The organism is Mycobacterium paraterrae, assembly GCF_022430545.2.
Lineage (GTDB): Bacteria > Actinomycetota > Actinomycetes > Mycobacteriales > Mycobacteriaceae > Mycobacterium > Mycobacterium paraterrae.
In genome coordinates, this window is sequence record NZ_CP092488.2 from 2,655,603 (window position 1) to 2,681,413 (window position 25,811).

Consider the following 25,811-nt stretch of genomic DNA (forward strand, 5'->3'; position numbering starts at 1 on the left):
ACTCGTATAAGAATCACGCCCATAAAGGTGCAATCAGAACTGTTCGCGCAAGATTTGGGCCGGCAATTTCCGGGTAAGGAGTGCTTGATGGATTCGTCGGTTGATGTGTTGGCGGTGCTGGTGTCGTCTTCGTCGGTGCTCGGAGGATGACGAACGTTGTAGCCGACGATGATCGGCCGTCTGCACCCTTGGTGATCTTTATCGTTGGTCCGTCCGGTATCGGTAAATCTGCTGTGTTGCACAAATTCATGGAGAACGCCGATGCCCGTTTTAAGCCCATCTCGCTGGACGACATCGCAGTAGAGGCGGGGCGAGCGAGTGGCCTCATAGAGGATATGGATGCGTTCGCTCTGATGATGAAGGTTAAAACCGACGGTCTGTTCATGATCGGGATTACCAGCTTGTTTCGGCGTCTTGGTGCTGCATCGGATGGCGAGATCTATTTGGTGGACGTGGGCGCGGCGTTCCAAAATCGCATCATGTTGGCCAGCTTGTCGTTTTTATATCCTGTGATTGGGATTGTCGCGTCGGAGGAAGTTGCGTTTGAGCGTTTCTGTAAGTACCGACCGTCCGATGAACTTGGGGTGCTGCAGGGCGCCACGATGAGCCTTGAGAGGCATAAGACCATCGAATACTCGGAGGTCAGGCGGAAGGTCTACGCATCGGCGACCCACACCATCGACACGACGCATTTGTCTCTCGACGAAACCGTTACCAGCTTCGAGTCCGTTGTGCTAGACATTGCAAACCGTCAGCCTGAGCTCGAAAATCGAGGATCCGACTCGGAGGGGATGCGCGAAATGCAGTTTCTCGACTTTGCGGCGTTCGAGCGGAACGCTTTGGATAATCCTGGGCCGCATTGGCACGATTACCAGGATCGCTGGAAGTACTATTCGCAGGCGGTTGAGGTCGCGAAGACACTTGACATTACCAACCCGAGTGAAGTTCTTGAGATGGGAACGATGGGCGTGTCGATCGTCCCGGATTGCATGACGATTGATTACGACAAGGCGTGGGATTTCAAGCACAAGAAGCCTACATATGTTCACGATGCTCGGGTTGTACCGTGGCCGATCGCTACGAAGGCATTCAAATTATTTGTGGCCCTACGGGTTTTTCAGCATCTTGCCCCTAAACAAAAAGAGTGTTTCCTTGAGGCCAAACGGATCGCAGAGAATGTGCTGATCGTTGTCCCCAACCAGTACAAGGGAACTGGTATTACCCTCGATCAGTTCACGGAGTGGAACGACGGCACGCCGCCCACGCTGGTGGAGAAGACCCAACTACCCTCAACCTTTCTGTATCTCTGGAAATTCGGCCCATAAGCAAATAAGGCGATACTCGGCTACCCCACGCTCTCGGAGGATCTGCCGGCCCGGCGACACATGGGTCATGCGCTCTAACTGCTTGGGCGCCGAACATTGGTGCCGCGCGGATCGAGCGCCTGCGCCCGAAACATGGTTGGTTGCCGTGAGCAAGACCCTCGGGCGACATTGCCGTTGCCGTTCCGACGGTCAACGGAATCAAGGTGGCCCATGTCCTCAGTTTCCGCAAGAATCCCCGTAGCCAGGCGGACGAATCCACGCGGGAAGCGGCTCGCCATCACGACGTTCGTGTGGGCTCGCGACGAGGGAACGCGAAGGCATCGAGCGGGGCATTAACGCCGGCAGTGCGGTCAAGTTCAACACTGCGAGCGCCCCCAAGAGTCAGCTACGGGCCCCAGCCGCCAATCACTCATTGCGCCAGAGGCCTTCTGCTCGCAGATGTTCAAGCACCGCTCGACCGAGTCAGGTCGTCGTTAAACAAAATAGCGGCCGCGGGGGTTTATTAGACCTGCGTACCGCCGTCTCGATGAATTGCTATGCATTGCAATGAATTCCGTTCTAGTGGTCCTACCGACCCTGATCGCGTCCAAGTTAGAGTAGTCCGCTGGCGGGTGCGTCGCAGCTAGCGCAAGAGCTGTCGAATGAAACTCCAGTACATTAAAAATGTTGGGGCACAGCGCTTTAGCTTCTGTGAAAATTTTGTGCCCCCTTAAGAGACGAGGCGGTCGAAGCTAAAGATATCGAGGGGGCAGATTTTCTTAGCCACTGACGCGAGCCCGCGTTGCGACCTGATACGTCCGAGAAGTGGTCCACGATCGTACCCTTAGCTTTGGTGAACTTGTTGGCGGCCTTGGGGTTAGGAGAGCGTTACTTCGTGCGGTCCCGCCAAGCTACTTGCTGCGAATGAGCTAGCGCGCGCCAGCATCTTGGGTTGAACTATGGGCAGCCGATCGGGTCGATAGCTGCAGCCCTAGTGCATCGAGGCTCGGGCCAATTCGAACTCGGTTTAAAACGACACGAAGGCAAACCCACCTCGACTTGATCGATGGCGCGGGTATCAGCGGCCTGTGAAGGGCGACTATGTCGAGCGTCCCTGCCGACGTGCCCGCCAGGGGCCGCTGGGGCAACTCGCTGGGGAGTCTCAAGGGGGCCATATGTTTCTCCGGAGCATCGCTCAGCTAAGCAGCTGAGCTCCCGTACCGGCGTTCTTGCTGTCAACAGATCATTTCGAAGGGACATCGCCTCCTGGCTCCTAGCGCTCCAGCATCGCAGAAAGGTGCTCTGAACAGGCAATATGCTCGGTTTACACAAGTTAACACAAATTTTTTCCGGGTTTTTTAACGATTCTCTTCCCAAACGTAGGTTGGGCGTTTACCTTAGTGACACCTGAGAGGTTCTCAGAAATATAGGGAGTGAATCTAAGTCGGCACTTAGAGGAGCTCGCGGCGATCCACAGGTACAGCCCAGGGGAAGGCAAGACTGATGGCTAATCGGCGTCCAAAGAAGCAAGACGGTGAATCGAGTGGGGAAGTCGACCGCCGTAAGCATCGCTTCATCAGACTCAGCACTGCGGCCGGTACGTTCTTAACGCTGAGCCTGTCACCGCTGATTCAGGTGCCGGTGGCGCCTATGGCAAAGGCTGACGGCGAAGACGTCATCATCGATCAGATCATCAATTCCCTCTCGGCGATCGACCCCACCGCCGCGTTGGACATGAGCAGCTGGCTCTCCAGCCTCGACGCCGCCTTGCAAGGTGCGTCGAATTTCGACCCATCAAGCTTGGACGGTATTCTCGACCCCTCGACCTGGACTAGCGGTCTTGACCCCTCGACCTGGGCCAGCGGTCTTGACCCCTCGAGTTGGGCCGGTGGTTTTGACCCGTCGAGTTGGGCTGGCGTCTTTGACCCGTCGAGTGCAGTCGACCCGTCTAGCGTCTTCGATCCGTCCAGTGTGGCCGGCGCCCTCGACCCAACGAGCGTTATTGATCCGTCGAGCGTGGCCGACACGACGCCCGGCGTCGAGTCCGCCTTGTCCGCCGCATCGAGTTCAGCCGAACCCGCTGCACCCCTTTCGAACACTGACCTCGCCCAGTGGTATGAGACCAACATCTACGACCCTGCACATGACTTCTCGCAGAAGTGGATCGAGGGCACGACCTTCCTCGGTAACTGGACGGTTCAGTACGACGACGCGCTGAACGCGTTCTGGCACAACATCGGTGGGGAAGGCATCCTGATCGGCAATGGCGCCGACGGAACGGCCTTGGATCCCAACGGCGGCGCCGGCGGACTCCTGTTCGGTGACGGTGGCGACGGCTGGGATAGCAACGTGGCCGGTGTGGCTGGCGGCGCTGGTGGCATGGCCTACGCCGGCAATGGCGGCGAGGGCGGTGACGGCTTCGGCGGCAGCATGGGTGGTGTCGGTGGCAGCACCGACTACGGCCTCGGCGGTGACGGCGGCAATGGCGGCAATGCCGTCACGATCGGGACTGACGGCGGCGACGGCGGTGACGGCGGTAGCGCACTCGGCTTCCTGTTCGGCAACGGCGGCGACGGTGGTCAAGGCGGGGCCGGCGCGGTCGGCTCAGCCGGAACGCCCGGCACTCTCCCTGGAGAGGTGGGCGGCACCGGCGGAACCGGCGGGGATGGCGGGGCCGGCGGTAACGGTGGCAACGGCGCATTCCTGTTCGGCGATGGCGGCAACGGTGGCAACGGTGGCGCTGGCGGGCCCGGCGGCGCAGGCGGCGCTGGTGGCCCCGACTTTGGACCCGGCGGTCCTGGGGGGTACGGCGGGTTCGGCGGTCCGGGCGGGTATGGCGGCCAAGGTGGCATCTTCGGCCACGACGGTTTGGACGGGATGCGGGGGCCGACCGGACCGACGGGACCGACCGGACCGACTGGCCCGTCCGGCTAGACGTATTCACGCTCGGCGCAAATTCGACCGGCCCGCGGGGGCCGGTCGAATTTGTGTGAGGCGCCTGTTTGGCAGCGTCAATGCGGAACTCTCAAGCGGCAAGGATGCAAAGGATCTCGTCCAGGGTCGCGGTGTGCAACCCTGCGATAACAGTCGATTGCCCATCGAGGCCAACGGCCGATTCGAGACGTGCCAAGTCGAACATCGCGGGGCCGTTGGCTGGCAGCTTATCGATGACATATCGGCCGGTGCCTGTTGCGCGGCGCACGCATTCTTCGGCAGCGCACCGTCCTGTCAGCCCGGTCGCGTCGCCCCAATTGATGCCGACTTGAAACACATTCGGCTCCGCGTCGAGGACCGCGGTGAGCCGGGTAATGAAGTCATCCGAGGCAAAGAATCGCCAACCCTGTCCCAGGTGAAGCCAAAACCGTCCGCAAGCGCGTTGACGTATCAGACCGAGCCGGTCGTGGGGCGTGCCAGGAGCGAATTCGAGGAGAGGGTAGTGGTCTTGGAGGATCCCGCGATCGCTGTTGGATAGCTCCGAATGGTCGAAAACGACGATGCGTCCTACCCGGGACAGATCAATGCAGCAATTCAGAAATGAATCCAGTGTCAGTTGAGTGGCCTCTCGACCGAGGCCCGCTTGCACGCTGATCGTGACGTCGGCGTCATTGTCAATTTGCCTTGCTGTCAACGGATTTGCGTATTGCGAGGCCGCCTCGATCATCGGTGGCACACTGAAGTCCCGGTTCTGAGCGATCCGTTGTCGATCCTCGTCAGGTATGTCGGAGCGCGCCAGCAACTCCCGGCACAGCCGAAAAGCTTCACTGTGCTTGCCGATCCAGCTGGCGCAGATCGCCAACTCGTCGGTTATGCGCCAGTCGTAGACCGCGCGGGACTCGACGAGCGAGTCGCCCTCTGGGAGTGGGATTCGGGCGGCGCGCTCGGCGAAGTGGTAGCCGAGTTGGTAGCGCCCTTGCTCCCGACAGTGAACGGCGACGGCATGCAGTGGCTCGGCGCGAGTCGGGCGACATTCCCACGCTCTCAAGTAGGCGTCCAGGATATCCGGCCACGGATCACCGAGTCGCGACATCGATTCGGCAAGAAGGAACCTCGCATGATATGTCGCTTCACTCGCACCACCGTGCTCGACCTGGCGGGTGCACCACTTGCGTGCGCTCTCGAAATCGCCTGTGCCGAAGTAGTTTCGAGCCAGATGCGACATGGCTCGCACGTCGTTGGGGTTGCGATCTAGGTCGGCAAGCAGCAGGTCGCGATCGCGCTGGTGTCTCTTCGGATCGCGGCTACGGGCGCCGAGGCAGCGCGCATGTATGTAGTAGTCGCCCATAAGGGGCTTCGAGACATAGGACGGGTCACCGCGCGGATTTTCATGTACCGCGCCCTCGTAGCACCATTGCAATCCGTCACGGAACAACTGCGGGCGCCAGAAAATTGCGTCGTCGGCGTGATAGCGCAACGTGTATCCGTCGGCGCTTAGCTCGGTGAAGTCGGGAGCGCCGACGAGTACGTCGTCCGCGTCGATGACCCAGATGTAATTCGCGTGCCCCTGTGCAAGAGTCAGTGCCTCGCTGCGGTTCTCACCAAAGTTATGCCATGGTCGTTCGTGAAGCTCGCCTCGAATACCAAGTTTTGCCATGTGGCTATTGATCAAACTCTGAGTTCCGTCGGTCGAGCCAGTGTCGACTATCACCCAGTAGCTGACAAACGGAGCCACCGAGTCAAGAGTTTCCTGGACGATGTGCGCCTCGTTCCGCACGATCATATTGAGGCAGATCGTGCGCTGCGGGGCTAGTGACTGGGCCAACGTCTTAGTAGAGGCTGAACAGTTCGGTTAGCCGGTCCGGCTCGTCGACCAGTGGGCGAGAATCGATCAAATCGAGGTCATCCCACAGCGACCGCAACTGGCGGTCGTCGAGCGTCGTGGAAGAGAACTGGTCGACGATGTCGTAATAGCCGTCGGCGAGAGTGCGAGACGCCGGATTCACGCGGGATATCGCCACTAATCCAGTTGGTGGACAGTCGAACACGTGTACACGGAGATCCGGACGAAATTTGCGGAGAATCGGCACGATCTTCCAGACGTCACCCGTCCAGAATCCGGCCGTCTCCCGCTCGGCGGGACTGCCTGGCAGCCACTGCCTGCGGGCCATCCGCGCATTCAACGGGATGCAGTCGTGTACCAAAATCAATGACCGAGCGTGGCAGGCGGACTCGGCGCCGATCAGATCACGCACGAGAAATTCGAAACGGTGCATGCCGTCCAAGAACACCATGTCCAGCGGTCGGCCGAGCAGCGCGCCCGCATTTTCGGTCGCGAAGAAGGCGTCCGATGCCATCTGAAAGAAGAACGTGCGCTTTCGACCACCAGTGGCGCTGAACTCGAGTTGAAACTGTGGATCCACTGCAATCGCATCGCAGTCCGCAACTGCCAACGACGCTCCACTTTCGGTGCCGACCTCAAGATATGTCCGCGGCGAGAGTTGTCGGTGCAACTCGTGGAGGAATTCAATGTATGGGACGCCGAGCATGCGGAACGAGCCGGTCTCGTCATCGAATTCATGCGTGCTGCCCATATCTCCTGCCTTATCGGCCGACGTCAGTTGCGGCTCGAGGTCCGTGCAAGCTCATCCGACATCGAAAAAGAACAATTGGACCAACCTGTTGGCGGAGGTTCCATCGCTTGAGAAGTGGTCGTACGTGGTCGCGGAATGGAACAGCGAGGCATCCCAGATCACTAGCCGGTTGTACAGCCCCGCAACGGATTCCATCAGTTCCCAGTTGTCGCCATGCTCGACGTTGTACGGGTCGTAAACGATTGAGCGCGCGGCGGCTACCGCCTGGTCGCTGCCCAACCGATTGCGCTCGAATGGATGGTCGGGCTTGCGGCGGCAGCCATAGGTTCGATCCCTCCAGAAGCTGGTGCCGCTTTGCGGCGGCGCATCTGGCGTCAGGTACACCGCCGCCGCGTAGCTCTGAGTGTCGTGATGCCACACGAGCGGGTCCTGGTGGCTGGTCAGTTGAAAAACGCCGTTCGCACCGTGTTCGAGCCACTTGGTCACCGGTGTCCCGAGGAGCCGCCCGAACTCCTCCCGAAGGTGCGGCCACAGGAATCGCTGCTTAGAGCGCGAACCCTTGAAAAAGTTGAGATTCTCGCCGTAGTCCTGAGCGAGTGCGATAGCGCGTATTTCGTCGGGATCCTCGAAAAAGTTGTCCACCGCCAACAGGTGAGGAACTGTGCGGGCAAACACTCCGGCACTACGACGGCCACCGCGTTGATGTCTATGGAGTACTCCGGCCGGAAGCCACATCGGAAGCCGGACGTCACCGCTGGCGATGAGGTAGGCGGGTTCGCCGTGGCGTCTGCCTGCTTCGACGACTATTGCCTCAGCTCCCGCGAACCGCAGAACTTGACCGGCGCGGAACTCGGCATCGCGACCCGTCATGGTGTCCGAACATACCGCTGACAAGGCATCTTAGGTGCTAAACCGGCGGTGATTGCCGCGCGAGACCAAAAGCGCTACGGCGCATGCCGTTCGGAGCCGTCGTCGGATGCCTAGCGGCACGCTTCAGCTCTTCATGATGACGCTGCAATGGGATTCAGGCTCGGGGCGGGGTCGGTCCCAGTCCAGGCCTTCGGGTGTCCATATGTAGTCGTCGACACCCAGTTCCAGGAGGCGGGCGTGGATGCGCTCGGCGTAATGGTCTGCGACGAAACGCACGATGCGCTGTATCTCCTTGTTACGAGAGCGCTGAGTGTTTCCGATCGACTCGGTGTTGTAGAACTGGACGTAACCAAGTCGCGGGATATGCACAAACCTGGTGGTCAAGAAGCTTCGAACTAAGAGTTCGTAATCGTCGGCCACATGCAGGCGGCTGTATCCGCCAGCTTGGTGGTAAGCCTCGCGGGTCCACGCCCGGATGTGATTCGGCACCCCCACGATGTGGCGTATCGTCTTTGCATTGATGCGCAATGAATCCTGCACAAGGTATTGCGTTTGGATCTGTTCGAAGGTCGCGTAGTCTTCGGGATGCCACTCCCAGTGGGCTTTCCCATAGCCGAATGCGTAGTCTGAGCCGTAGTCGTTGAACTCCAGCCGACCCTCGTATTGTTCGGCCCAATTCGTATATGCAACACCGCATTCCGGATGTTGCGCAAACGCTTCCACGATCCACTCGACGGCATGGGGTGTCAGCACGTCATCGTGGTCGAGCTCCAAAAAGATATCGCCTGTCGCGGCCGAGCAAAGGTATCCCTTCAACTCGCCGATATTTCCGCTCGGCTTTTCGAGGCGATGAACGGAGACTCGGTAATCTCCCTGAATTTCCCGCAATGCCTCGATAGTGCTCGTGTCGGTGGAGTGGTCGTCGACGATCACCCATTCCCAGTCCGCGTACGACTGTCGTTTCAGCGACTGCCATGTTCGCAGTAGTCGCTGTTTACCGGTGTTGTATGTGGGCGTGTAAACGCTCACCTTGCGAACTGCCTGCTCGCCGAAGTAACCGGGCAACGCACCGCCGAGGAAGCAGTGCAACATGTCGATGCCCCGTAGGTCGTTCGCCCTGTTCTTATGTATCCACTTGCTGCGGATGTAGTAGGGAGCAGCCATCAAGTTTGTGAAGCTGTGCATGTCTCCGATCGTGACGATGCACTGCGGGTCGTGAAGCTTGAGAATTCGGGTCAGGTCACGATCAGTTTCGAACAACGCGAAGTCGAAGGTATCTGCCTCGAATGCGGGCGCCGGATGCGACCGCAACTGGTCGGCGCTCGGCAACTGATCCATGGATGTGACGCCGAAGATCGCGACTTTCGGAAGGCCAGGATTACGCATCTACTGACGAGCCTGCCGACGGTCGATCAGGTTGTACGACCGCGTTGAGGGAGTGCACATCGATCGGAGCTCGCGGGCCGCGCTGCGTGCTTTCGTGGCCCTCCGGGCCGGTTGTAGAACGGTCGGGCCGAAGTCATTTGAGGAGTTTATGTGCACGAAGCGGGCGCCTGGTCGGATTCCTCGAAGCCCGGCACGCAGTCCCTTGCCTCTCCTGTCGTCGCGACACGACGCCGCATCCGCGTTCGAGCATTGAACAGATAGTTCGGAAATTCGGACTTTTTCTCTGATTCCACGACCTCGAACCTTCCCCAAGATATACCTTAGCTGAAGCTTAGAGATTGCAGGTGTACGGGAGTGCTCGTGGCGGGTCCAGTTCAGCGGTCAGCGACGACTGCAAGTGATTGGGCGCTGGTGTGCCAACGCGCTCCGAAACGCATATGCCCAGCTAATTGCCGCTTTCGCGCCCGATGGCGATGTCGGTGCACCTCTTCTCCGTCGTACGTCGGCCGGACGCTTCGACGGGTGCCGCCCACGCGGCAGGCGCCGATCTACTTCGCGAAACCTGAGGAAATCTAGCTCAACGGAGAGTTTAAGGTCGACGGAAGGCGTCCAGTGGCTCGGCATTCCAAAAAACGGAATAGGCGGTCGCGAGAGTCGATAAAACGCGGCTTCGGACGTTTGGTCGGTCTTAGCGGCGCGACCAGCGCGTTCATCACTATGGGCTTGGGGCCCATCGCGGACATCCCGGTGGCGAAGGCCGACGGAGTCGAAGAGCTGATCATCGATCAGATCGTCAACTCGCTCGCCGGATTAGACCCCGCCTTAGCGCCCGACATGGCGAGCTGGCTTTCGAATCTGGATTCCGCTCTTGCCGCTGCTTCAGCCTTCGACCCGGCGAACTTGGGCGCCGCCTCCGGTGTCGAACCTGCAAGCGACGCCGCCACGTCATTCGATCTCACCCAGCTTTACGAACAGTGGTTCTACCTGCCCAACCACGCCTGGGATCAGCAGTGGATCGAGGGCACCACCTTCCTAGGAAACCTGACAGTTCAGTGGGACAACGCGCTGAACACGTTCTGGAACGACATCGGCGGCCAGGGGATGCTGATCGGCAATGGCGCCGACGGCGTCGGCGGCGGATCGTTGGCCGACGCCACCGGGCAAGCGGGTGGGCTGTGGTTCGGTGATGGCGGCGACGGCGCTACCGACTCTGACGGGGTTGGCGGCGCGGGTGGCTTTGCCAACGACGGAAACGGCGGCGCCGGCGGAGACGGGTTCGGCGGTGGTGCTGGTGGTGCCGGCGGTGATGCCTACTACGGCTTAGCGGGCGACGGTGGCCGCGGTGGAGACGCGACTACCTCCGGTGGCGACGGCGGTGCGGGTGGCGCAGGCGGCGACGCGACCGGATGGCTCTTTGGATCAGGCGGCGACGGTGGCGCCGGCGGCGATGGTCTTGCCGGTGAGAACGGCACGAATAACAGTCTCTTGCCGGGTGTGCCCGGCGGCGACGGTCAAGCCGGCGGCGACGGAGGCATGGGCGGCGCCGGGGGTCACGGCGCGTTCCTGTTTGGCGATGGCGGCAACGGCGGCGCCGGCGGTGCCGGCGGTGACGGCGGCACAGGTGGTGCAGGCGGCGCCAATGCACTCGGCGGCTACGGCGGTGCTGGCGGTACCGGTGGATTCGGCGGTGCCGGCGGTCAGGGCGGGATCTTTGGGCAGGATGGCGCGGCCGGCGCCCATGGGGCAAACGGGCATCCCGGTGGCGGAGGGCCGAGTGGACCGACTGACCACGGTCCCCAGGGGCCGCAAGGTGCTCAGGGAAGCACCGGTGCGCAGGGTTCGCAGGGCGCGGACGGTGCTCAGGGTTCGACGGGTGCGCAGGGCTCGACCGGAGCTCAAGGTTCGCAGGGCGCAGACGGTTCGCAAGGCGCCACTGGTGCGCAGGGTTCGACGGGCGCGCAGGGTGCTGATGGTTCGCAGGGTTCGACCGGCGCTCAAGGTGTCGCTGGTGCGCAGGGTTCGACGGGTGCTCAGGGCACCGCCGGCTCGCAGGGCGCGACCGGAGCTCAAGGTTCGCAGGGTGCGGACGGTACGCAAGGCGCCACGGGTGCTCAAGGTTCGACCGGAGCGCAGGGTGTCGCTGGGTCGCAGGGTGCGGATGGTTCGCAAGGCGCCACGGGTGCGCAGGGCTCGACGGGCTCCCAGGGCACCGCCGGCTCGCAGGGCGCGGACGGTACGCAAGGCGCCGGGGGTGCTCAAGGTTCGACCGGTGCTCAGGGAACAGCCGGTGCGCAGGGCGCGACCGGTGCGCAGGGCACCGCTGGTGCGCAGGGTTCGACGGGCTCCCAGGGCACCGCTGGGTCGCAGGGCGCGGACGGTGCTCAGGGTTCGCAGGGCGCGACCGGTGCTCAGGGAACTGCCGGGTCGCAAGGGTCGACGGGCGCCCAGGGTGCTGATGGGTCGCAGGGTGCCACGGGCGCCCAGGGTGCTGATGGTTCGCAGGGCGTCACGGGTGCTCAGGGTTCGACGGGTGCGCAGGGTGCTGATGGTTCGCAGGGTTCGACGGGCGCGCAGGGTGCTGATGGTTCGCAGGGTTCGACGGGCGCGCAGGGTGCTGATGGTTCGCAGGGTTCGACGGGCGCGCAGGGTGCTGATGGGTCGCAGGGCGCCACGGGGTCGCAGGGTTCGACGGGTGCTCAGGGCACCGCTGGGTCGCAGGGCGCGACCGGTGCTCAAGGTTCGCAGGGCGCGGATGGTACGCAAGGTGCCGCAGGTGCTCAAGGTTCGTCCGGTGCTCAGGGTTCCACTGGTTCGCAGGGTTCGACGGGCTCCCAGGGTTCCACTGGTTCGCAGGGTGCTGATGGTTCGCAGGGTTCGACGGGCGCGCAGGGTGCTGATGGTTCGCAGGGCGCCACGGGGTCGCAGGGTTCGACGGGTGCTCAGGGTTCGCAGGGTGCGGATGGTTCGCCGGGCTCGACGGGTGCGCAGGGCTCGACCGGAGCTCAAGGTTCGCAGGGCGCAGACGGTTCGCAAGGCGCCACTGGTGCGCAGGGTTCGACGGGTGCTCAGGGTTCGACGGGTGCGCAGGGTGTCGCTGGTTCGCAGGGCGCCACGGGGTCGCAGGGTTCGACGGGTGCTCAGGGCACCGCCGGCTCGCAGGGCGCGACCGGAGCTCAAGGTTCGCAGGGTGCGGACGGTGCGCAGGGCTCGACGGGCTCCCAGGGCACCGCCGGCTCGCAGGGCGCGACCGGAGCTCAAGGTTCGCAGGGTGCGGACGGTACGCAAGGCGCCACGGGTGCTCAAGGTTCGACCGGAGCGCAGGGTGTCGCTGGGTCGCAAGGCGCCACGGGCGCCCAGGGTGCGGATGGTTCGCAAGGCGCGGCCGGTGCGCAGGGTGTCGCCGGCTCGCAGGGTTCGACGGGTGCGCAGGGTGCGACCGGTGCGCAGGGTGTCGCCGGCTCGCAGGGCTCGACGGGCTCCCAGGGCACCGCTGGGTCGCAGGGCGCGACCGGTGCTCAAGGTTCGCAGGGCGCGGCCGGTGCGCAGGGTGTCGCCGGCTCGCAGGGTTCGACGGGTGCTCAGGGCACCGCCGGTTCGCAGGGTTCGACGGGTGCGCAGGGTGTCGCTGGGTCGCAGGGCGCGACCGGTGCTCAAGGTTCGCAGGGCGCGGATGGTGCTCAGGGCTCGACGGGTGCGCAAGGTTCGACGGGTGCTCAGGGCACCGCCGGGTCGCAGGGTTCGACGGGTGCGCAGGGTGTCGCTGGGTCGCAGGGTTCGACGGGTGCGCAGGGTGCGGATGGTTCGCAAGGCGCCACGGGTGCTCAGGGGTCGACGGGTGCTCAGGGAACCGCTGGTGCTCAGGGCTCGACGGGTGCTCAAGGTTCGCAGGGCGCGGATGGTGCTCAGGGCTCGACGGGTGCTCAAGGTTCGCAGGGCGCGGATGGTTCGCAAGGCGCGACCGGTGCTCAGGGAACTGCCGGGTCGCAAGGGTCGACGGGCGCCCAGGGTGCTGATGGGTCGCAGGGTGCCACGGGCGCCCAGGGTGCTGATGGTTCGCAGGGCGTCACGGGTGCTCAGGGTTCGACGGGTGCGCAGGGTGCTGCTGGTTCGCAGGGTTCGACGGGCGCGCAGGGTGCTGATGGTTCGCAGGGTTCGACGGGCGCGCAGGGTGCTGATGGTTCGCAGGGTTCGACGGGCGCGCAGGGTGCTGATGGTTCGCAGGGCGCCACGGGGTCGCAGGGTTCGACGGGTGCTCAGGGTTCGCAGGGTGCGGATGGTTCGCCGGGCTCGACGGGTGCGCAGGGCTCGACCGGAGCTCAAGGTTCGCAGGGCGCAGACGGTTCGCAAGGCGCCACTGGTGCGCAGGGTTCGACGGGTGCTCAGGGTTCGACGGGTGCGCAGGGTGTCGCTGGTTCGCAGGGCGCCACGGGGTCGCAGGGTTCGACGGGTGCTCAGGGCACCGCCGGCTCGCAGGGCGCGACCGGAGCTCAAGGTTCGCAGGGTGCGGACGGTACGCAGGGCTCGACGGGCTCCCAGGGCACCGCCGGCTCGCAGGGCGCGACCGGAGCTCAAGGTTCGCAGGGTGCGGACGGTACGCAAGGCGCCACGGGTGCTCAAGGTTCGACCGGAGCGCAGGGTGTCGCTGGGTCGCAAGGCGCCACGGGCGCCCAGGGTGCGGATGGTTCGCAAGGCGCGGCCGGTGCGCAGGGTGTCGCCGGCTCGCAGGGTTCGACGGGTGCGCAGGGTGCGGATGGTTCGCAGGGCGCCACGGGTGCGCAGGGCTCGACGGGCTCCCAGGGCACCGCTGGGTCGCAGGGCGCGACCGGTGCTCAAGGTTCGCAGGGCGCGGCCGGTGCGCAGGGTGTCGCCGGCTCGCAGGGTTCGACGGGTGCTCAGGGCACCGCCGGTTCGCAGGGTTCGACGGGTGCGCAGGGTGTCGCTGGGTCGCAGGGCGCGACCGGTGCTCAAGGTTCGCAGGGCGCGGATGGTGCTCAGGGCTCGACGGGTGCGCAAGGTTCGACGGGTGCTCAGGGCACCGCCGGGTCGCAGGGTTCGACGGGTGCGCAGGGTGTCGCTGGGTCGCAGGGTTCGACGGGTGCGCAGGGTGCGGATGGTTCGCAAGGCGCCACGGGTGCTCAGGGTTCGACGGGTGCTCAGGGTTCGACGGGTGCGCAGGGTTCGCAGGGCGCGGATGGTTCGCAAGGCGCGACCGGTGCTCAGGGAACTGCCGGGTCGCAGGGTTCGACGGGTGCTCAGGGCACCGCCGGGTCGCAGGGTTCGACGGGTGCTCAGGGTTCGCAGGGTGCGGATGGTTCGCAAGGCGCCACTGGTGCGCAGGGTTCGACGGGCGCGCAGGGTGCTGATGGTTCCCAAGGCGCGACCGGAGCTCAAGGTTCGCAGGGTGCGGACGGTACGCAAGGCGCCGGGGGTGCTCAAGGTTCGACCGGAGCGCAGGGTGTCGCTGGTTCGCAAGGCGCCACGGGCGCCCAGGGTGCGGATGGTTCGCAAGGCGCGACCGGTGCGCAGGGTGTCGCTGGTTCGCAGGGTTCGACGGGTGCTCAGGGCTCGACGGGTGCTCAGGGAACTGCTGGGTCGCAGGGCGCGACCGGTGCGCAGGGTGTCGCTGGTTCGCAGGGTTCGACGGGTGCGCAGGGCACCGCCGGGTCGCAGGGTTCGACGGGTGCTCAGGGCACCGCCGGCTCGCAGGGTTCGACGGGTGCTCAGGGTTCGACGGGTGCGCAGGGTGTCGCTGGTGCTCAGGGTTCGACGGGTGCGCAGGGTGTCGCTGGTTCGCAGGGTGCGACGGGCGCGCAGGGTGCTGATGGTTCGCAGGGCGTCACGGGTGCTCAGGGTTCGACGGGTGCGCAGGGTGTCGCTGGTTCGCAGGGTGCGACGGGCGCGCAGGGTGCTGATGGTTCGCAGGGCGCCACGGGTGCTCAGGGTTCGACGGGTGCTCAGGGCACCGCCGGTTCGCAGGGTTCGGCGGGTGCTCAAGGTTCGCAGGGCGTCACGGGTGCTCAGGGTTCGACGGGTTCGCAGGGCGCGGACGGTGCTCAGGGTTCGACGGGCGCGCAGGGTGCTGATGGTTCGCAGGGCGTCACGGGTGCTCAGGGTTCGACGGGTTCGCAGGGCGCGGACGGTGCTCAGGGTTCGACGGGCGCGCAGGGTGCTGATGGTTCGCAGGGCGTCACGGGTGCTCAGGGTTCGACGGGTGCGCAGGGTGTCGCTGGTTCGCAGGGTGCGACGGGCGCGCAGGGTGCTGATGGTTCGCAGGGCGCCACGGGTGCTCAGGGTTCGACGGGTGCTCAGGGCACCGCCGGTTCGCAGGGTTCGGCGGGTGCTCAAGGTTCGCAGGGCGCGGATGGTGCTCAGGGCTCGACGGGTGCTCAAGGTTCGACGGGTGCTCAAGGCACCGCCGGGTCGCAGGGTTCGACGGGTGCGCAGGGTGTCGCTGGTTCGCAGGGTGCGACGGGCGCCCAGGGCACCGCCGGCTCGCAGGGAACTGCTGGGTCGCAGGGCGCGACCGGCGCGCAAGGTGCCGATGGCTCGCAGGGCGCGACGGGCTCGCAAGGCGCGACGGGCTCGCAGGGATCGACCGGAGCTCAGGGTGTCGCTGGTTCGCAGGGTGCGACCGGTGCCCAGGGCACCGCCGGCTCGCAGGGAACTGCTGGGTCGCAGGGCGCGACCGGCGCGCAAGGTGCCGATGGCTCGCAGGGCGCGACGGGCTCGCAAGGCGCGACGGGCTCGCAGGGTGCCACCGGAGCTCAGGGTGTCGCTGGTGCGCAGGGTTCGACGGGTGCGCAGGGTGTCGCTGGTTCGCAGGGGTCGACCGGCGCGCAGGGTGCTGATGGTTCGCAAGGCGCGACCGGAGCTCAGGGCGTCGCTGGGTCGCAGGGTGCGACGGGTGCCCAGGGTGCTGATGGTTCGCAAGGCGCCACGGGTGCTCAGGGTTCGACCGGTGCCCAGGGCTCAACTGGGTCGCAAGGGTCGACGGGTGCTCAAGGCTCGCAGGGAGCGGACGGCACGCAGGGGGCGACGGGCTCGCAAGGTGCCACCGGAGCTCAGGGCACAACGGGTGCACAGGGCACCACCGGATCCCAGGGTGCCACGGGCTCCCAGGGTGCCACGGGCTCCCAGGGTTCGACGGGTGCACAAGGCGCAGCCGGCGCTCAAGGCTCTCAGGGAACTACTGGTGCCCAGGGCGCCACTGGTGCGCAGGGAACTGCGGGAGCGCAAGGCAGCACTGGTGCTCAGGGCGCGACGGGTGCGCAAGGCAGTACTGGTGCGCAGGGAACGACGGGTGCGCAGGGCAGTACCGGAGCCCAGGGAACTCAGGGAGCGCAAGGGTCGACCGGTGCACAAGGGTCGCAAGGTATCGGCTGTCATTTCGTGTACGTTCCGCTGATTGCGCTGACGGTTTGCATCCAATGAGCGAGGTCAATCTGCTCCGTCAATATTTCAGCTGAAAGGTTTTACCAAGCTTACGAAATCGAGAGCATTGCGGTTATCGGCGACGACCGCGAGGGGCCCGGTTGAACGTTCGCGGCACGTCGACAATCCATGCAAAGTAATGGCTGAATTGCTGAGTCGGGCCATTCGCCAGATGAGGCCTGTCTTCCGAGACGCCCCGTCGCAGCCGACCTCTTCGCGCCGACCCCTCCATGGAGAGTCGCGAGTCGTCAAAGGCTTCCCCAGCTGGTCGGGAGTCCGCTATCACAGCAAAACCATCGACGTCCTACCGGCCGCAGGTCGTGAGCGACTGCGTCCGAGTGCGCGCGCCGGGAACTGACAACTCAAGTTCGGGGCCCGCTAGACGATCCGCATGCCACAGCTTCTTTAATCGGTGCAACACTTTGTGAGGAAAACTAGTAAACAATTTTATCCAAAGTGCTGAATGAGGCACGCCCGGGCCGCTGCCGCGATATCGTCATTGGATGTCTTTTAGTGCAGCCCCCAGCACTCCCGTTCGCGATAACACCCATCAAAGACAGCCATCGAACTTGCGTTGGTGGACGTCTCCTCAAGCCATTGCGATCGTCGCGTTAGCCATCGCCGTCGTGGCTGTTGCCGTCTCTGCATTGGGCTGGTTCCGCCCATCCTGGAGCCACTCGTTCACCTCCGAAGAGACTGCCCACGCGAAGAAGAACGTCTGCGCTGCGTGGGTCCCGGTCCGGAAATCAGTTTGGGAGGTCACTCCCAACCCGCGACCGGGCGATCCGGTGGCCCTGGATGCGGTGGCGGCTAACGTTCGATTAGCTATGTTGGGTGGTGGTCTTTTCCTGAAAGAGACCGTGTCTAATGAGACTGCCGCTCCCGCCGATCTGGCAAATGCGGTCAAAGACGTTGCCGCGACGCTTGAATCGATGGGTGTCTATTACGTCGCAAGGATGGGTACTCCAGCCGTAATCGACCCGTTGAAACAGAAGTTAGACGCTCAAGGAGCAACGGTCGACCGACTGTGTCGGTGACGAATAGCATTGCCGGCTAATAGGTTTGCTAGGTTCACACGCCAAATCCGTCAGAGGAATCCCAGACTGCGCCGACCCGTCCCGACCGACGGAGCGGGATCGGTTCGCAGCGTCTCGCTCAGCAGTTCGTAGTAGACGTCGCGGAAGTCAGTGGTGGCTTTGAGGTCCCCATGGTCGAGATTGGTGAGGCTCGGTTCGTCACCGTAGAAGCCGCCTTTCACTGCGGCGCCTGCGACGAATACCGGCCCAGCCGTGCCGTGATCGGTGCCTTGCGACGCGTTGGCCTTCACGCGACGGCCGAATTCCGAATAAGCCATCAACACAACGTTTTTGCCGTATCTGTCGCTGGCCATTTGCTGAAGAAACGGTGTCACTGCCTCGTCGAGCGTCTGCAATAGACGCTGCTGTGCCTGCCGCTCGTTGGCGTGGGTGTCAAACCCGCCCATGCTCACTACGTAAACGCGAGTAGGCACTGCGGCCTTGACAGCTGCCGCCACCAAGCTCAGTTGGCCTGCCAACGAGTTGCGCTCTGCGCTGGACGGTGCGATTGCACCAAATGCCGTGTTAACGGTGCGGGCGGCTCGATACGCGTCGCAGACCGCCGCCATGGCTGGTGTGTCGTCGGCGTCGTCGACGCCCAGGGCTCGCATCGTCGTCGCTAATCTATGTGAAGATTCAGGATTCTCGAACGGCGCAAGCGCTGCGGCCGTAGCCTTTTCGCCGACCGCTAGCGGCGGCAGCACAGCACCAATGTTCACCGCACGAAGCGGGTCGTTCCCGGTTGTGTCAAGCCAGCGCCCGATCCATCCGGTCGGCACGGGTTCGGACGGCGAGGCGGTTTGCCAAATGTCCATAGACCGGAAATGGCTGTGATCGGGTTGCGGGTAACCCACGCCGCGCACGATCGCCAACTTTCGCCTGCTCCACTGCTCTGCCAGGCCCTGGAGCGCCGGATTCAGACCGAGGCGGTCGTCGAGGTGTAGCACATCGCCGGGGGCATACGCCAACTCTGGCCGCGCGTCGTGATAAGCGTTGTCGGCGTATGGGATTACGGTGCTGATGCCGTCGTTGCCGCCGTACATCGTGAGGATGACCAACACGCCGGTGCCCTCGGCGAGCGGCCGATGCTGAGCCTCATGCATCATTTGCGGCCAACTGACCGAGCAGGCAGTCGAGAGCAGACCGGCCGCACCCAAGCCGGCGCTGGCGACGAGGAACTTACGTCGACTCAAATCGCTCATGATGTGAGGTACTCCGGAGTGTTCACGGCGGCCGCGACCAGCTCAACCGGCTTGCCCGTCAATGGCTTCAGCGCTGTCACGGTTCGGTTGGACCATGCTCCGATGCCGATCAAATACCCCACGGCATCGATCCGGTCAACCGCCGCGGCCTCATCGACCGTCGACACGTCACCGGTGAGCGCAAGACGATTCGCCACCCGCATCCGCAGGTCGGCGCTGGCGGTAGACAGCCAGAGCCGGCCATGCGGCCATCCACCGACATCTGGTGGGTAGAACGGGCGCTGGCCCAGTGCCGCAAGTGCATAGCTCAGGGCATTCAGCCGGGCGGCTTCGTCTATCGGTATTCGCAGCGTCCGGAGCACGCCAATGAGCCACTCGACCGGCGTATTGACGATGGCCGCTCGGCTGTGGACGAACTCGTCATCGGTGAGGATCGCGCGGGTCAGGGCGCGCAGGTCGCGGCTTTGGCCGTATGCCTTGACCAAGCGGTCGAGTGTCTGCGGCGCTGGCGGTGTGTCAGACGCTAATTGTTGCCAAAGCTGTCCCGCCACGTACTGCGGTGATTTCGGTTGCGCGAGAACGACATCACAGAAGCCGGCCGCATCGAAGTTTTTCGTAACACCAAAAAGCGTCTTCGGTGTGTGATCATGGCGCTTCGCCACGAGCACCGCCTGGCGGGTGGCGGGCCGAATGGTCCACCCGGTCAATGCCCGTGCACCCTCGCGGACATCGTGCTCGGTGTAACCATTGCCGTGCCCGAGCGTGAACAGCTCTATGAATTCTCGGGCCAGATTCTCGTTCGGTGATTTGGCCGTGTTGGTCTGAGCGTCCAACCACAGCATCATCGCGACGTCGGTCAACATTAAATAGGCAAGCGTGCGGAAATCACCAAGCGAGTGCGTGCGCAGCTTTTGGTTCTGTGCCGCCAAATCCGCAGGCGACCGGACTTTCTCTGCCGAAGTGGCAAAGTGGTTGTGCCAGAGCAGGGTCAGTTTCTCTTGAAGCGGAGATCGCACAGCCACCATTCGTCGCAACCACCAGTGCGACAGCTCGGTCAGCTGGCCATTGACCCGTCGGCCGTGCTCCTGCAGGCTGGCCGCCGACGCGCCTTTGCCCGGACTGGGGATAGTCGGCGGCGTTGGCAGCGGTGTTGCTATCGCTCCCGGATCGTGTTCTGGGCTCAGGTTTAGGACCGCGTCCACGTAAGCAGGCCATTCCACCTTTGCAACGGCATCGACCTGGGCGCCGGTGGTGCCGAAGCCAACCCGCCGGAGCAGGCGTGCGGTAGTGATCCACCTGTCCGACTGGCCCGCCATCCTTTAACTGTGCCGGATTGTGCTGGGAAATTCCCTGCGACCGCGTTAGTCGGTGCTGTGGATAACGCGCGATGATCCGCGCCACTGCTGTGCAAGCCTGTGCCGGTGCGGCCCGACCTAGCAGCGCCATTCATCGGCACCGAAGCCGTGGCGTGTGGCTCCTTTAATCGGCACCAGCTTCGAACGCGGCATCGGCTGGTATTCCCGGACGTCTACCTGTCCAAGCTGGCCCCGCTCTCCCTCGACCGGCGCATCGCCGCAGCATGGCTGTGGTCGAGACGCAGCGCCACTATTGCGGGGTTGGCGGCCGCTGCGCTGCACGGCGCGAGTTGGATCGACGACGACGCCACCATCGAGCTGATTCACCGCAGCACCCGTTCGCCGCGGGGCGTCCTGGTCCGGCGCGACGTATTGCTCGACGGCGAGGTCGTCGCAGTCCGCGGCATGGCCGTCACCACGCCGGACCGCACGGCGTTCGACATCGGGCGTCGTTCGCCGCACCGGGAGGCGGTCGCGCGGTTGGACGCGTTGGCACGTGCGACGCGGCTCGACCTCGATGTTGTGCGGTCGGTGGCCGACCGGCATCCGGGTGCGCGGGGTCTTCGTAGCCTCGAGACGGCACTCGATCTGGTGGACGCCGGCGCGCAGTCGCCAAAGGAAACGTATCTCAGGCTGTTGCTGATCAACGCTGGCTTGCCACGACCGGAGACGCAGCTTCCCGTGACGACCGAGTCGGGACCTTATTACTCGACATGGGCTGGCCGGAATTCATGGTCGCCGTCGAATACGACGGTGAACACCACCGAACCAATCCGCTGCACTACCGCAAGGACATCCGCCGGCTCGAGACGCTTGATCGACTCGGTTGGATCGTCATTCGGGTGATCGCTGGAGACCGTCCCGGCGCAGTGCTGCGTCGCGTGCGCCAAGCGTTGGATGCGCGCCGATCGACTGTGTAAGCCTGGCGCTCAGTGTGTCGTCGCGGCGGCAATTCGGCGAAAAGCCCCGCCGCAGCGCAACACTCGACGCCGCCACGCAACACTCGACGCCAAGACGCGAAAGCCGAGAACGCAAGGCCTAGAACGTCGACGTGGGCCGCACGCGGTTGGCCATGTCGATTAGCTTGTAACGATGCGCCTGCGTGGGCGCCGCCCGGGCCAGGCCGCGCAGCGACGCCTCGACGCCGAGCCGCAGACCGTGCTCGGTGAACGGAAAGCCGAGGATGTGGTTGGTGCTGGCCTCGTGGTCGCCCAGCCAGTCAAGGGCGCTACCCAACACCAGCGCGCGGATCTGCAACACCCGCGGCTCGGTCGGCGGCAGCGCCTCGACGCGTCGCGCGGCGTCGCGGATCTGCTCCTCGGTGATGTCACTCGTCGACCGGCCGGACAGCAGCGTCACCGCACTGGTCAACCGGGCGGTGGTGAAATACCTTGATGTGGCGGGAACTTCGTCGAGTGTGCGCACGGCTCCTTCTCGATCACCCTCCACCGACTGCGCCCGGGCCAGCCCGAAGGCCGCCGAAATCACCCCGTCGTCGGTCTTCCACACCGCCTCGTAATACTTGTGTTCGTCTGAGCTGCCGGCCAATTCGGCCGTCGCGGCCAACGCCATCTTCGGAGCCAGCTCGCCGGGAAATGTGTCGAGCACTTCGCTGAAATGCTTGCTCGCGGAATCGTAATCACCGGTGAGCAATTCGGACACGGCGCGATACCACACCAGCCGCCACCGCCAACCCACCCGCTCCGCCAGGTCGTCGAGCTTGCGGGTGGCCTTGGCGACGTCGCCGAGGTCGAGCAACGCGCGGACTTCCATCAACGGCAGCTCGACGGACTCCGACAGGTCGATGTCCTCGGAATCCATGGCGCCGTGCCGGAATGCGCGCAGCGAATCCAGCGTCTGCACCGGCTGCGACAGCACGGTCGCCTGCAACAGGGGAGCGGCGACGTCGGCGGGATCGACCAGCGGCACCTGCAACGCGGTGACGATCTCCTTGGCGGTCAGCTTCTCGGAGTGCACGTGGCCGTCGAGATAGACGTCGGTGTGGGCGACCAACAGCGACTCACCGAACGTCGAGCGGCTGCGTGAGAAGATGGTCGACAGGCTCGGCCGCCGCACCCCGGTGTCGCGGGCGACCACCTCGCGCAGCACACCGGACAGCTGGCCGGACATCTCCTCGGCGCTGGCGAACCGCCGGCTCGGATCGGGATCGATGGCGCGGCGCAGCAATCGGCCGAACGAGTCGTACTTGGCCAGCACGGGATCGTCCTCGGGCAGCCCGTCGACGTAGCGGCCGCCGCGGGCCCGAAGCTTCAGCGTCAGCGCCGCCAGCGTGCGCCCCACCGTGTAGATGTCGGTGGCCACCGTCGGGCCGGTCCGCACGATCTCCGGGGCCTGGTATCCCGGCGTGCCATAGAGGTAGCCGAAGGAGTTGATCCTCGACACCGCTCCCAGGTCGATCAGCTTGAGCTGCTCCTCGGTGAGCATGATGTTCTCCGGCTTGAGGTCGTTGTAGACCAGGCCGATCGAATGCAGATAACTCAGGGCCGGAAGGATCTCCATCACATAGGCGATCGCCTCGGCGACGGGCAGCTTCTCGCCCTTGCGGCGCTTGAGCGACTGGCCGCCGACGTACTCCATGACGATGTAGCCGACGGGTTCGCCGTGCCGGTCGGTGTGCTCGACGAAGTTGAAGATCTGCACGATCGAGGGGTGGACGACCTCGGCGAGGAATCGCCGCTCGGCCATCGCGATGGCCTGCGCCTCGGCGTCGCCGGAATGCACCAGTCCCTTGAGCACCACCGGGCGGTCGTTGACGTTGCGGTCCAGCGCCAGGTACACCCAGCCGAGACCGCCGTGGGCGATGCAGCCCTTGATCTCGTACTGCCCCGCCACCACGTCGCCCGGATTGAGTTGCGGGAGAAACGAATACGGGCTGCCGCAGTAGGGGCATTCACCCTCGGAGGGAGCCGTCTCGTCGTTGGTGGAACGGCCTACCGGTCGTCCGCAGTTCCAACAATACCGCTTCGATTCCGGCACAACCGGATTGGGCATCAACGCTTCGAGTGGGTCGATGTCCGGCACCCGCGGGATCTCGACCAGTCCACCGCCGAGCCGGCGAACCGGCGCGCGTCTTGCAGATTTCGTTCGATCCGTGGGCGCGGTATCGCCGACCTGGATCAGGAAGTCGTCGTCGTCATCGTCGTCGAAGTCGGGGCGAAAGATCGCCTGCGTCGCGATCGGTCGGCTTTGCGCGGACGAGTCGACCATCGAGTCGGCGGGCTGGGTGCCCGGGCCGACCTCGTCCGCGTCCTCGGTGTCGGCTTCCACCGGTTGCTCGGCCATCAGTCCACGTACCTCGGGTTGGGCGGCGCCGGGGCGGGGCCGAGCACCGTTAACCATTTACGGTACAAGGTATTCCACGTGCCGTCTCGGCGAATCCGCTCCAGAGTGCCGTTGACGTAACGCACCAGCCCGGTGTTGTCCAACTGAACCCCGATGCCGTAGGGCTGCGTGCCCATGTTCGGCCCGACGATGTGCAGATACGGGTCCTGTGACACCAGGCCAGCCAGAATCGAGTCGTCAGTGCTGACCGCGTCCACCTGCCGCTGCTGCAAAGCCACCAGGCAGTCGGCCCAGTTGACGACTTCGACCACGATCGGCGGCGGAGCGATTTCGCGGATCCGGTTCAGCGACGTGGTGCCGGTGGCCACGCACACCCGCTTGCCCGACAGATCGGCGGGCTTGGTGATCGGCGAATCGCGCGGAGCCAGAATGCGTTGTGCCGCATCCAGATAGACGGTCGAGAAGTTGACCAGCTTGCGCCGTTCGCAGTTGATGGTCATCGTCTTGACGACGGCGTCCACCTCGCCCTTCTGCAGCGCGGTGATGCGCTCGGCCGACGACAGGATCCGGTACTCGACCTGCGCCGGATTCCCGAAGATGTCGCGCGCCACCTCGCCGGCGACGTCGACGTCGAATCCGACGATCTCGCCGCTGATCGGATCGCGGAAGCTGAACAGGTTGCTGCCGATGTCCAGGCCGACGATCAGCCTGCCGCGCGCCCGGATGTTGGCGACCGCGGCGTCGGCGTCGGCCGGATTGTCGAACGGACGCAGGCTCGCCGTCGCATTGCAGTCGTCACCGGTCTTGTCGACGGGCAGCGGCGGCTGCGGCGGCATCTCCTGCATGCCGGCGGGTGTGGGCGGCGGCAACGTCGGCGCCGGCGCCACCACCATCGACGCCGACTCGCTGCAACCGGCCAAGAGAAGCGCCGTCGCCGCGGCGACGCACAGCATCCGCAGCGGCCGCCGCCTCATCGGTACTCCATCAACCGCGGCCACAGTCCCAGCGCCACCGCGACCGCGGCACCCAGGCTGAGCACGATGCCACCGACGGTCGCGCCGGCCAGACCCGCTCGGGCGTTGAGAATGTCGTCGCGCAACTCGTGGCGACTTTGCTCCATCGCCCGCACCAGTGCGTGGTCGAGCTTGTCGAAGGCGGGCGTCGAGTCGTCTTCGCCGTTGCCCAGCGCCACTTGGGTGGCCGCGCGGTAATTACCCACCGAGATGTAGGAGTTGATCCGGTCGTCGGCCCGGCGCCACTGATTCAGCAACGCGTCCGCGCCCTGCAGGTCGTTCTTGTCGACGGCGTCGTTGCGCGCCAGATAGTCGTCGAGTTGTCGGTGCATGGCATCGATGCGTTGGTAGAACGTCTTCTTGCGGACCTCTTCGTCGCCGCGCCGAATCAGCGACAAGGTCTCGTCGGCACGCGCCTGCTGCGCACTGATGGACAGATTCGTGATCGTCTTCAGTGACTCGGCCGCAGTGTTTTTGGCGCTGCGGCTGCCGCTGGTGGAGATCGCGAGCGCGGTGCCGACCCACACCACCATAACGAGAATGGCCAGCCCACCGGCGACAAGACCGGGATTGATCCGCCGCCTGGTGCGACGGGCCAGCCACCGGTGCGAGAACGCGCCGAAGATCGCCGTGGTGAGCACCACCAGGATCACCGGCGCCGGCACTTGAGTCGACGCCGTGGTCTCGGTGTCCACTCGCTCCGACGTCTGGGCATAGAGCCGGGCCGCGTCGGGCAGGATCGTCGACTGCATCAACGTCGACGCCTCGGACAAATAGGACGATCCGACCGGATTGCCGGCCCGGTTGTTGGTCCGCGCGATCTCGATCAGCCCGGTGTAGACGGCCAATTCCGCGTTGACCCGGCCGAGCAGCTGGACCAGCGGCTCGTCGGTCAGACCGCTGGATGCGCGGGTGACCGCGACCGCGGCGTCGGTGATCGCCTGCTCGTAGCGCTGCCGCACGGTTCGCGGCTCGGCCTGGGCGATGAATGCGGTCGCTGCCGCCGCGTCGGCGACCGAGAGAGTGGTGTAGAGCCGCCCGGCCGCGAAGGCCAGCGGCTCGGTGTGGCTGAGGACCGTGGTGAGCGCGTGCTGCCGCTGGTTGATCGTGGTCGAGGTGGCGAAGGCGGTGAGCCCGCCGAGGATGGCCAGCACCAGACCGATCGACAGAATCCGGCCCGGCGTCGTCGCCACAAACCACCAGCGGGGGTGGGCCGGCTCGATCGGCGACCGCGACCCCAGAGGTTCAGTCGACGGGTGCGCCAACTCCACGGTCACGTCTGTTCCGACCCAATCTTCCAAGCGTGCATGTCGCGAACGGGTATTAAGTGAAGTCTAAGAGTG

The 25,811-nt window shown here is 64.6% G+C and carries 14 protein-coding genes and 2 pseudogenes; 6 read left to right on the forward strand and 10 right to left on the reverse strand.

What is annotated here, in order from left to right; translation table 11 throughout:
• Positions 1-146: 146 nt before the first annotated feature.
• On the forward strand, positions 147-1,325 hold the full coding sequence (locus MKK62_RS12675; RefSeq protein WP_240260749.1) for an ATP-binding protein: 1,179 nt from the start codon (positions 147-149) through the stop codon (positions 1,323-1,325).
• A gap of 2,232 nt (positions 1,326-3,557) precedes the next feature.
• Positions 3,558-4,172: pseudogene (locus tag MKK62_RS26575) on the forward strand (PGRS repeat-containing protein); the annotation flags it as partial.
• A 157-nt stretch (positions 4,173-4,329) separates the two neighbouring features.
• On the opposite strand, the gene MKK62_RS12685 reads toward MKK62_RS26575, so the two are convergent.
• The 4 genes from MKK62_RS12685 to MKK62_RS12700 all read right to left on the reverse strand — a co-directional run bounded on the left by MKK62_RS12685 (position 4,330) and on the right by MKK62_RS12700 (position 9,088).
• Positions 4,330-6,021 carry a glycosyltransferase gene (locus tag MKK62_RS12685; RefSeq protein ID WP_240260748.1) on the reverse strand — a complete coding sequence of 564 codons (1,692 nt, stop codon included), beginning with the start codon at positions 6,019-6,021 and terminating at the stop codon, positions 4,330-4,332.
• A 46-nt stretch (positions 6,022-6,067) separates the two neighbouring features.
• On the reverse strand, positions 6,068-6,832 hold the full coding sequence (locus MKK62_RS12690) for a class I SAM-dependent methyltransferase (protein ID WP_240260747.1): 765 nt from the start codon (positions 6,830-6,832) through the stop codon (positions 6,068-6,070).
• 51 nt (positions 6,833-6,883) lie between these two features.
• A complete protein-coding gene (locus MKK62_RS12695) occupies positions 6,884-7,702 on the reverse strand; it encodes a DUF6445 family protein (RefSeq protein WP_240260746.1) in 819 nt (272 codons plus the stop codon).
• A gap of 123 nt (positions 7,703-7,825) precedes the next feature.
• Positions 7,826-9,088, reverse strand: a complete 1,263-nt coding sequence (locus MKK62_RS12700; RefSeq protein ID WP_240260745.1) for a glycosyltransferase — start codon at positions 9,086-9,088, stop codon at positions 7,826-7,828.
• A gap of 1,114 nt (positions 9,089-10,202) precedes the next feature.
• Between MKK62_RS12700 and MKK62_RS12705 the strand changes: the two genes are divergently transcribed.
• Positions 10,203-10,412, forward strand: coding sequence for a hypothetical protein (locus tag MKK62_RS12705; RefSeq protein ID WP_240260744.1), 210 nt, complete (start codon positions 10,203-10,205; stop codon positions 10,410-10,412).
• 95 nt (positions 10,413-10,507) lie between these two features.
• Here the strand turns inward: MKK62_RS12705 and MKK62_RS12710 are convergent, their stop codons facing one another.
• On the reverse strand, positions 10,508-16,018 hold the full coding sequence (locus tag MKK62_RS12710) for a glutamate-rich protein 5 (RefSeq protein ID WP_240260743.1): 5,511 nt from the start codon (positions 16,016-16,018) through the stop codon (positions 10,508-10,510).
• A 217-nt stretch (positions 16,019-16,235) separates the two neighbouring features.
• On the opposite strand from MKK62_RS12710, the gene MKK62_RS12715 reads away from it, so the two are divergent.
• Positions 16,236-16,493 (forward strand): hypothetical protein, encoded by a 258-nt coding sequence (locus MKK62_RS12715; RefSeq protein ID WP_240260742.1) that lies wholly within the window; start codon positions 16,236-16,238, stop codon positions 16,491-16,493.
• A 529-nt stretch (positions 16,494-17,022) separates the two neighbouring features.
• Positions 17,023-17,556 (forward strand): hypothetical protein, encoded by a 534-nt coding sequence (locus tag MKK62_RS12720; protein ID WP_240260741.1) that lies wholly within the window; start codon positions 17,023-17,025, stop codon positions 17,554-17,556.
• 50 nt (positions 17,557-17,606) lie between these two features.
• On the opposite strand, the gene MKK62_RS12725 is transcribed toward MKK62_RS12720, so the two are convergent.
• Positions 17,607-18,797: a DUF1501 domain-containing protein gene (locus MKK62_RS12725; protein WP_240260740.1), complete on the reverse strand. Its 1,191-nt coding sequence runs from the start codon at positions 18,795-18,797 to the stop codon at positions 17,607-17,609.
• A complete protein-coding gene (locus MKK62_RS12730) occupies positions 18,794-20,113 on the reverse strand; it encodes a DUF1800 domain-containing protein (RefSeq protein WP_240260739.1) in 1,320 nt (439 codons plus the stop codon). Before MKK62_RS12730 ends, MKK62_RS12725 begins: the two co-directional genes overlap by 4 nt.
• A 105-nt stretch (positions 20,114-20,218) precedes the next feature.
• On the opposite strand from MKK62_RS12730, the pseudogene MKK62_RS12735 reads away from it, so the two are divergent.
• Positions 20,219-21,072, forward strand: a pseudogene (locus MKK62_RS12735) (endonuclease domain-containing protein).
• Between the two features lie 118 nt (positions 21,073-21,190).
• Here MKK62_RS12735 and MKK62_RS12740 read toward each other — a convergent pair.
• From MKK62_RS12740 to glnX, 3 genes are read right to left on the reverse strand one after another with little or no spacing between them, the layout of a single operon-like run.
• Positions 21,191-23,455 (reverse strand): serine/threonine-protein kinase PknG, encoded by a 2,265-nt coding sequence (locus MKK62_RS12740; protein WP_240260738.1) that lies wholly within the window; start codon positions 23,453-23,455, stop codon positions 21,191-21,193.
• Positions 23,455-24,429: a glutamate ABC transporter substrate-binding protein gene (locus tag MKK62_RS12745; protein WP_240260737.1), complete on the reverse strand. Its 975-nt coding sequence runs from the start codon at positions 24,427-24,429 to the stop codon at positions 23,455-23,457. Before MKK62_RS12745 ends, MKK62_RS12740 begins: the two co-directional genes overlap by 1 nt.
• On the reverse strand, positions 24,426-25,745 hold the full coding sequence (glnX, locus tag MKK62_RS12750; RefSeq protein ID WP_240260736.1) for a protein kinase G-activating protein GlnX: 1,320 nt from the start codon (positions 25,743-25,745) through the stop codon (positions 24,426-24,428). Before glnX ends, MKK62_RS12745 begins: the two co-directional genes overlap by 4 nt.
• Between the last annotated feature and the right edge of the window lie 66 nt (positions 25,746-25,811).

Excerpts from the sequence above, each read along its gene's own strand:
- MKK62_RS12730 (WP_240260739.1), bottom strand. The coding sequence starts at position 20,113 with ATGGCGGGCCAGTCGGACAGGTGGATCACTACCGCACGCCTGCTCCGG.
- MKK62_RS12745 (WP_240260737.1), bottom strand. The coding sequence starts at position 24,429 with ATGAGGCGGCGGCCGCTGCGGATGCTGTGCGTCGCCGCGGCGACGGCG.
- MKK62_RS12720 (WP_240260741.1), top strand. The coding sequence starts at position 17,023 with ATGTCTTTTAGTGCAGCCCCCAGCACTCCCGTTCGCGATAACACCCAT.
- MKK62_RS12690 (WP_240260747.1), bottom strand. The coding sequence starts at position 6,832 with ATGGGCAGCACGCATGAATTCGATGACGAGACCGGCTCGTTCCGCATG.
- MKK62_RS12685 (WP_240260748.1), bottom strand. The coding sequence starts at position 6,021 with ATGATCGTGCGGAACGAGGCGCACATCGTCCAGGAAACTCTTGACTCG.
- MKK62_RS12725 (WP_240260740.1), bottom strand. The coding sequence starts at position 18,797 with ATGAGCGATTTGAGTCGACGTAAGTTCCTCGTCGCCAGCGCCGGCTTG.
- MKK62_RS12675 (WP_240260749.1), top strand. The coding sequence starts at position 147 with ATGACGAACGTTGTAGCCGACGATGATCGGCCGTCTGCACCCTTGGTG.
- MKK62_RS12705 (WP_240260744.1), top strand. The coding sequence starts at position 10,203 with ATGGCGCCGACGGCGTCGGCGGCGGATCGTTGGCCGACGCCACCGGGC.
- MKK62_RS12695 (WP_240260746.1), bottom strand. The coding sequence starts at position 7,702 with ATGACGGGTCGCGATGCCGAGTTCCGCGCCGGTCAAGTTCTGCGGTTC.
- MKK62_RS12700 (WP_240260745.1), bottom strand. The coding sequence starts at position 9,088 with ATGCGTAATCCTGGCCTTCCGAAAGTCGCGATCTTCGGCGTCACATCC.
- MKK62_RS12740 (WP_240260738.1), bottom strand. The coding sequence starts at position 23,455 with ATGGCCGAGCAACCGGTGGAAGCCGACACCGAGGACGCGGACGAGGTC.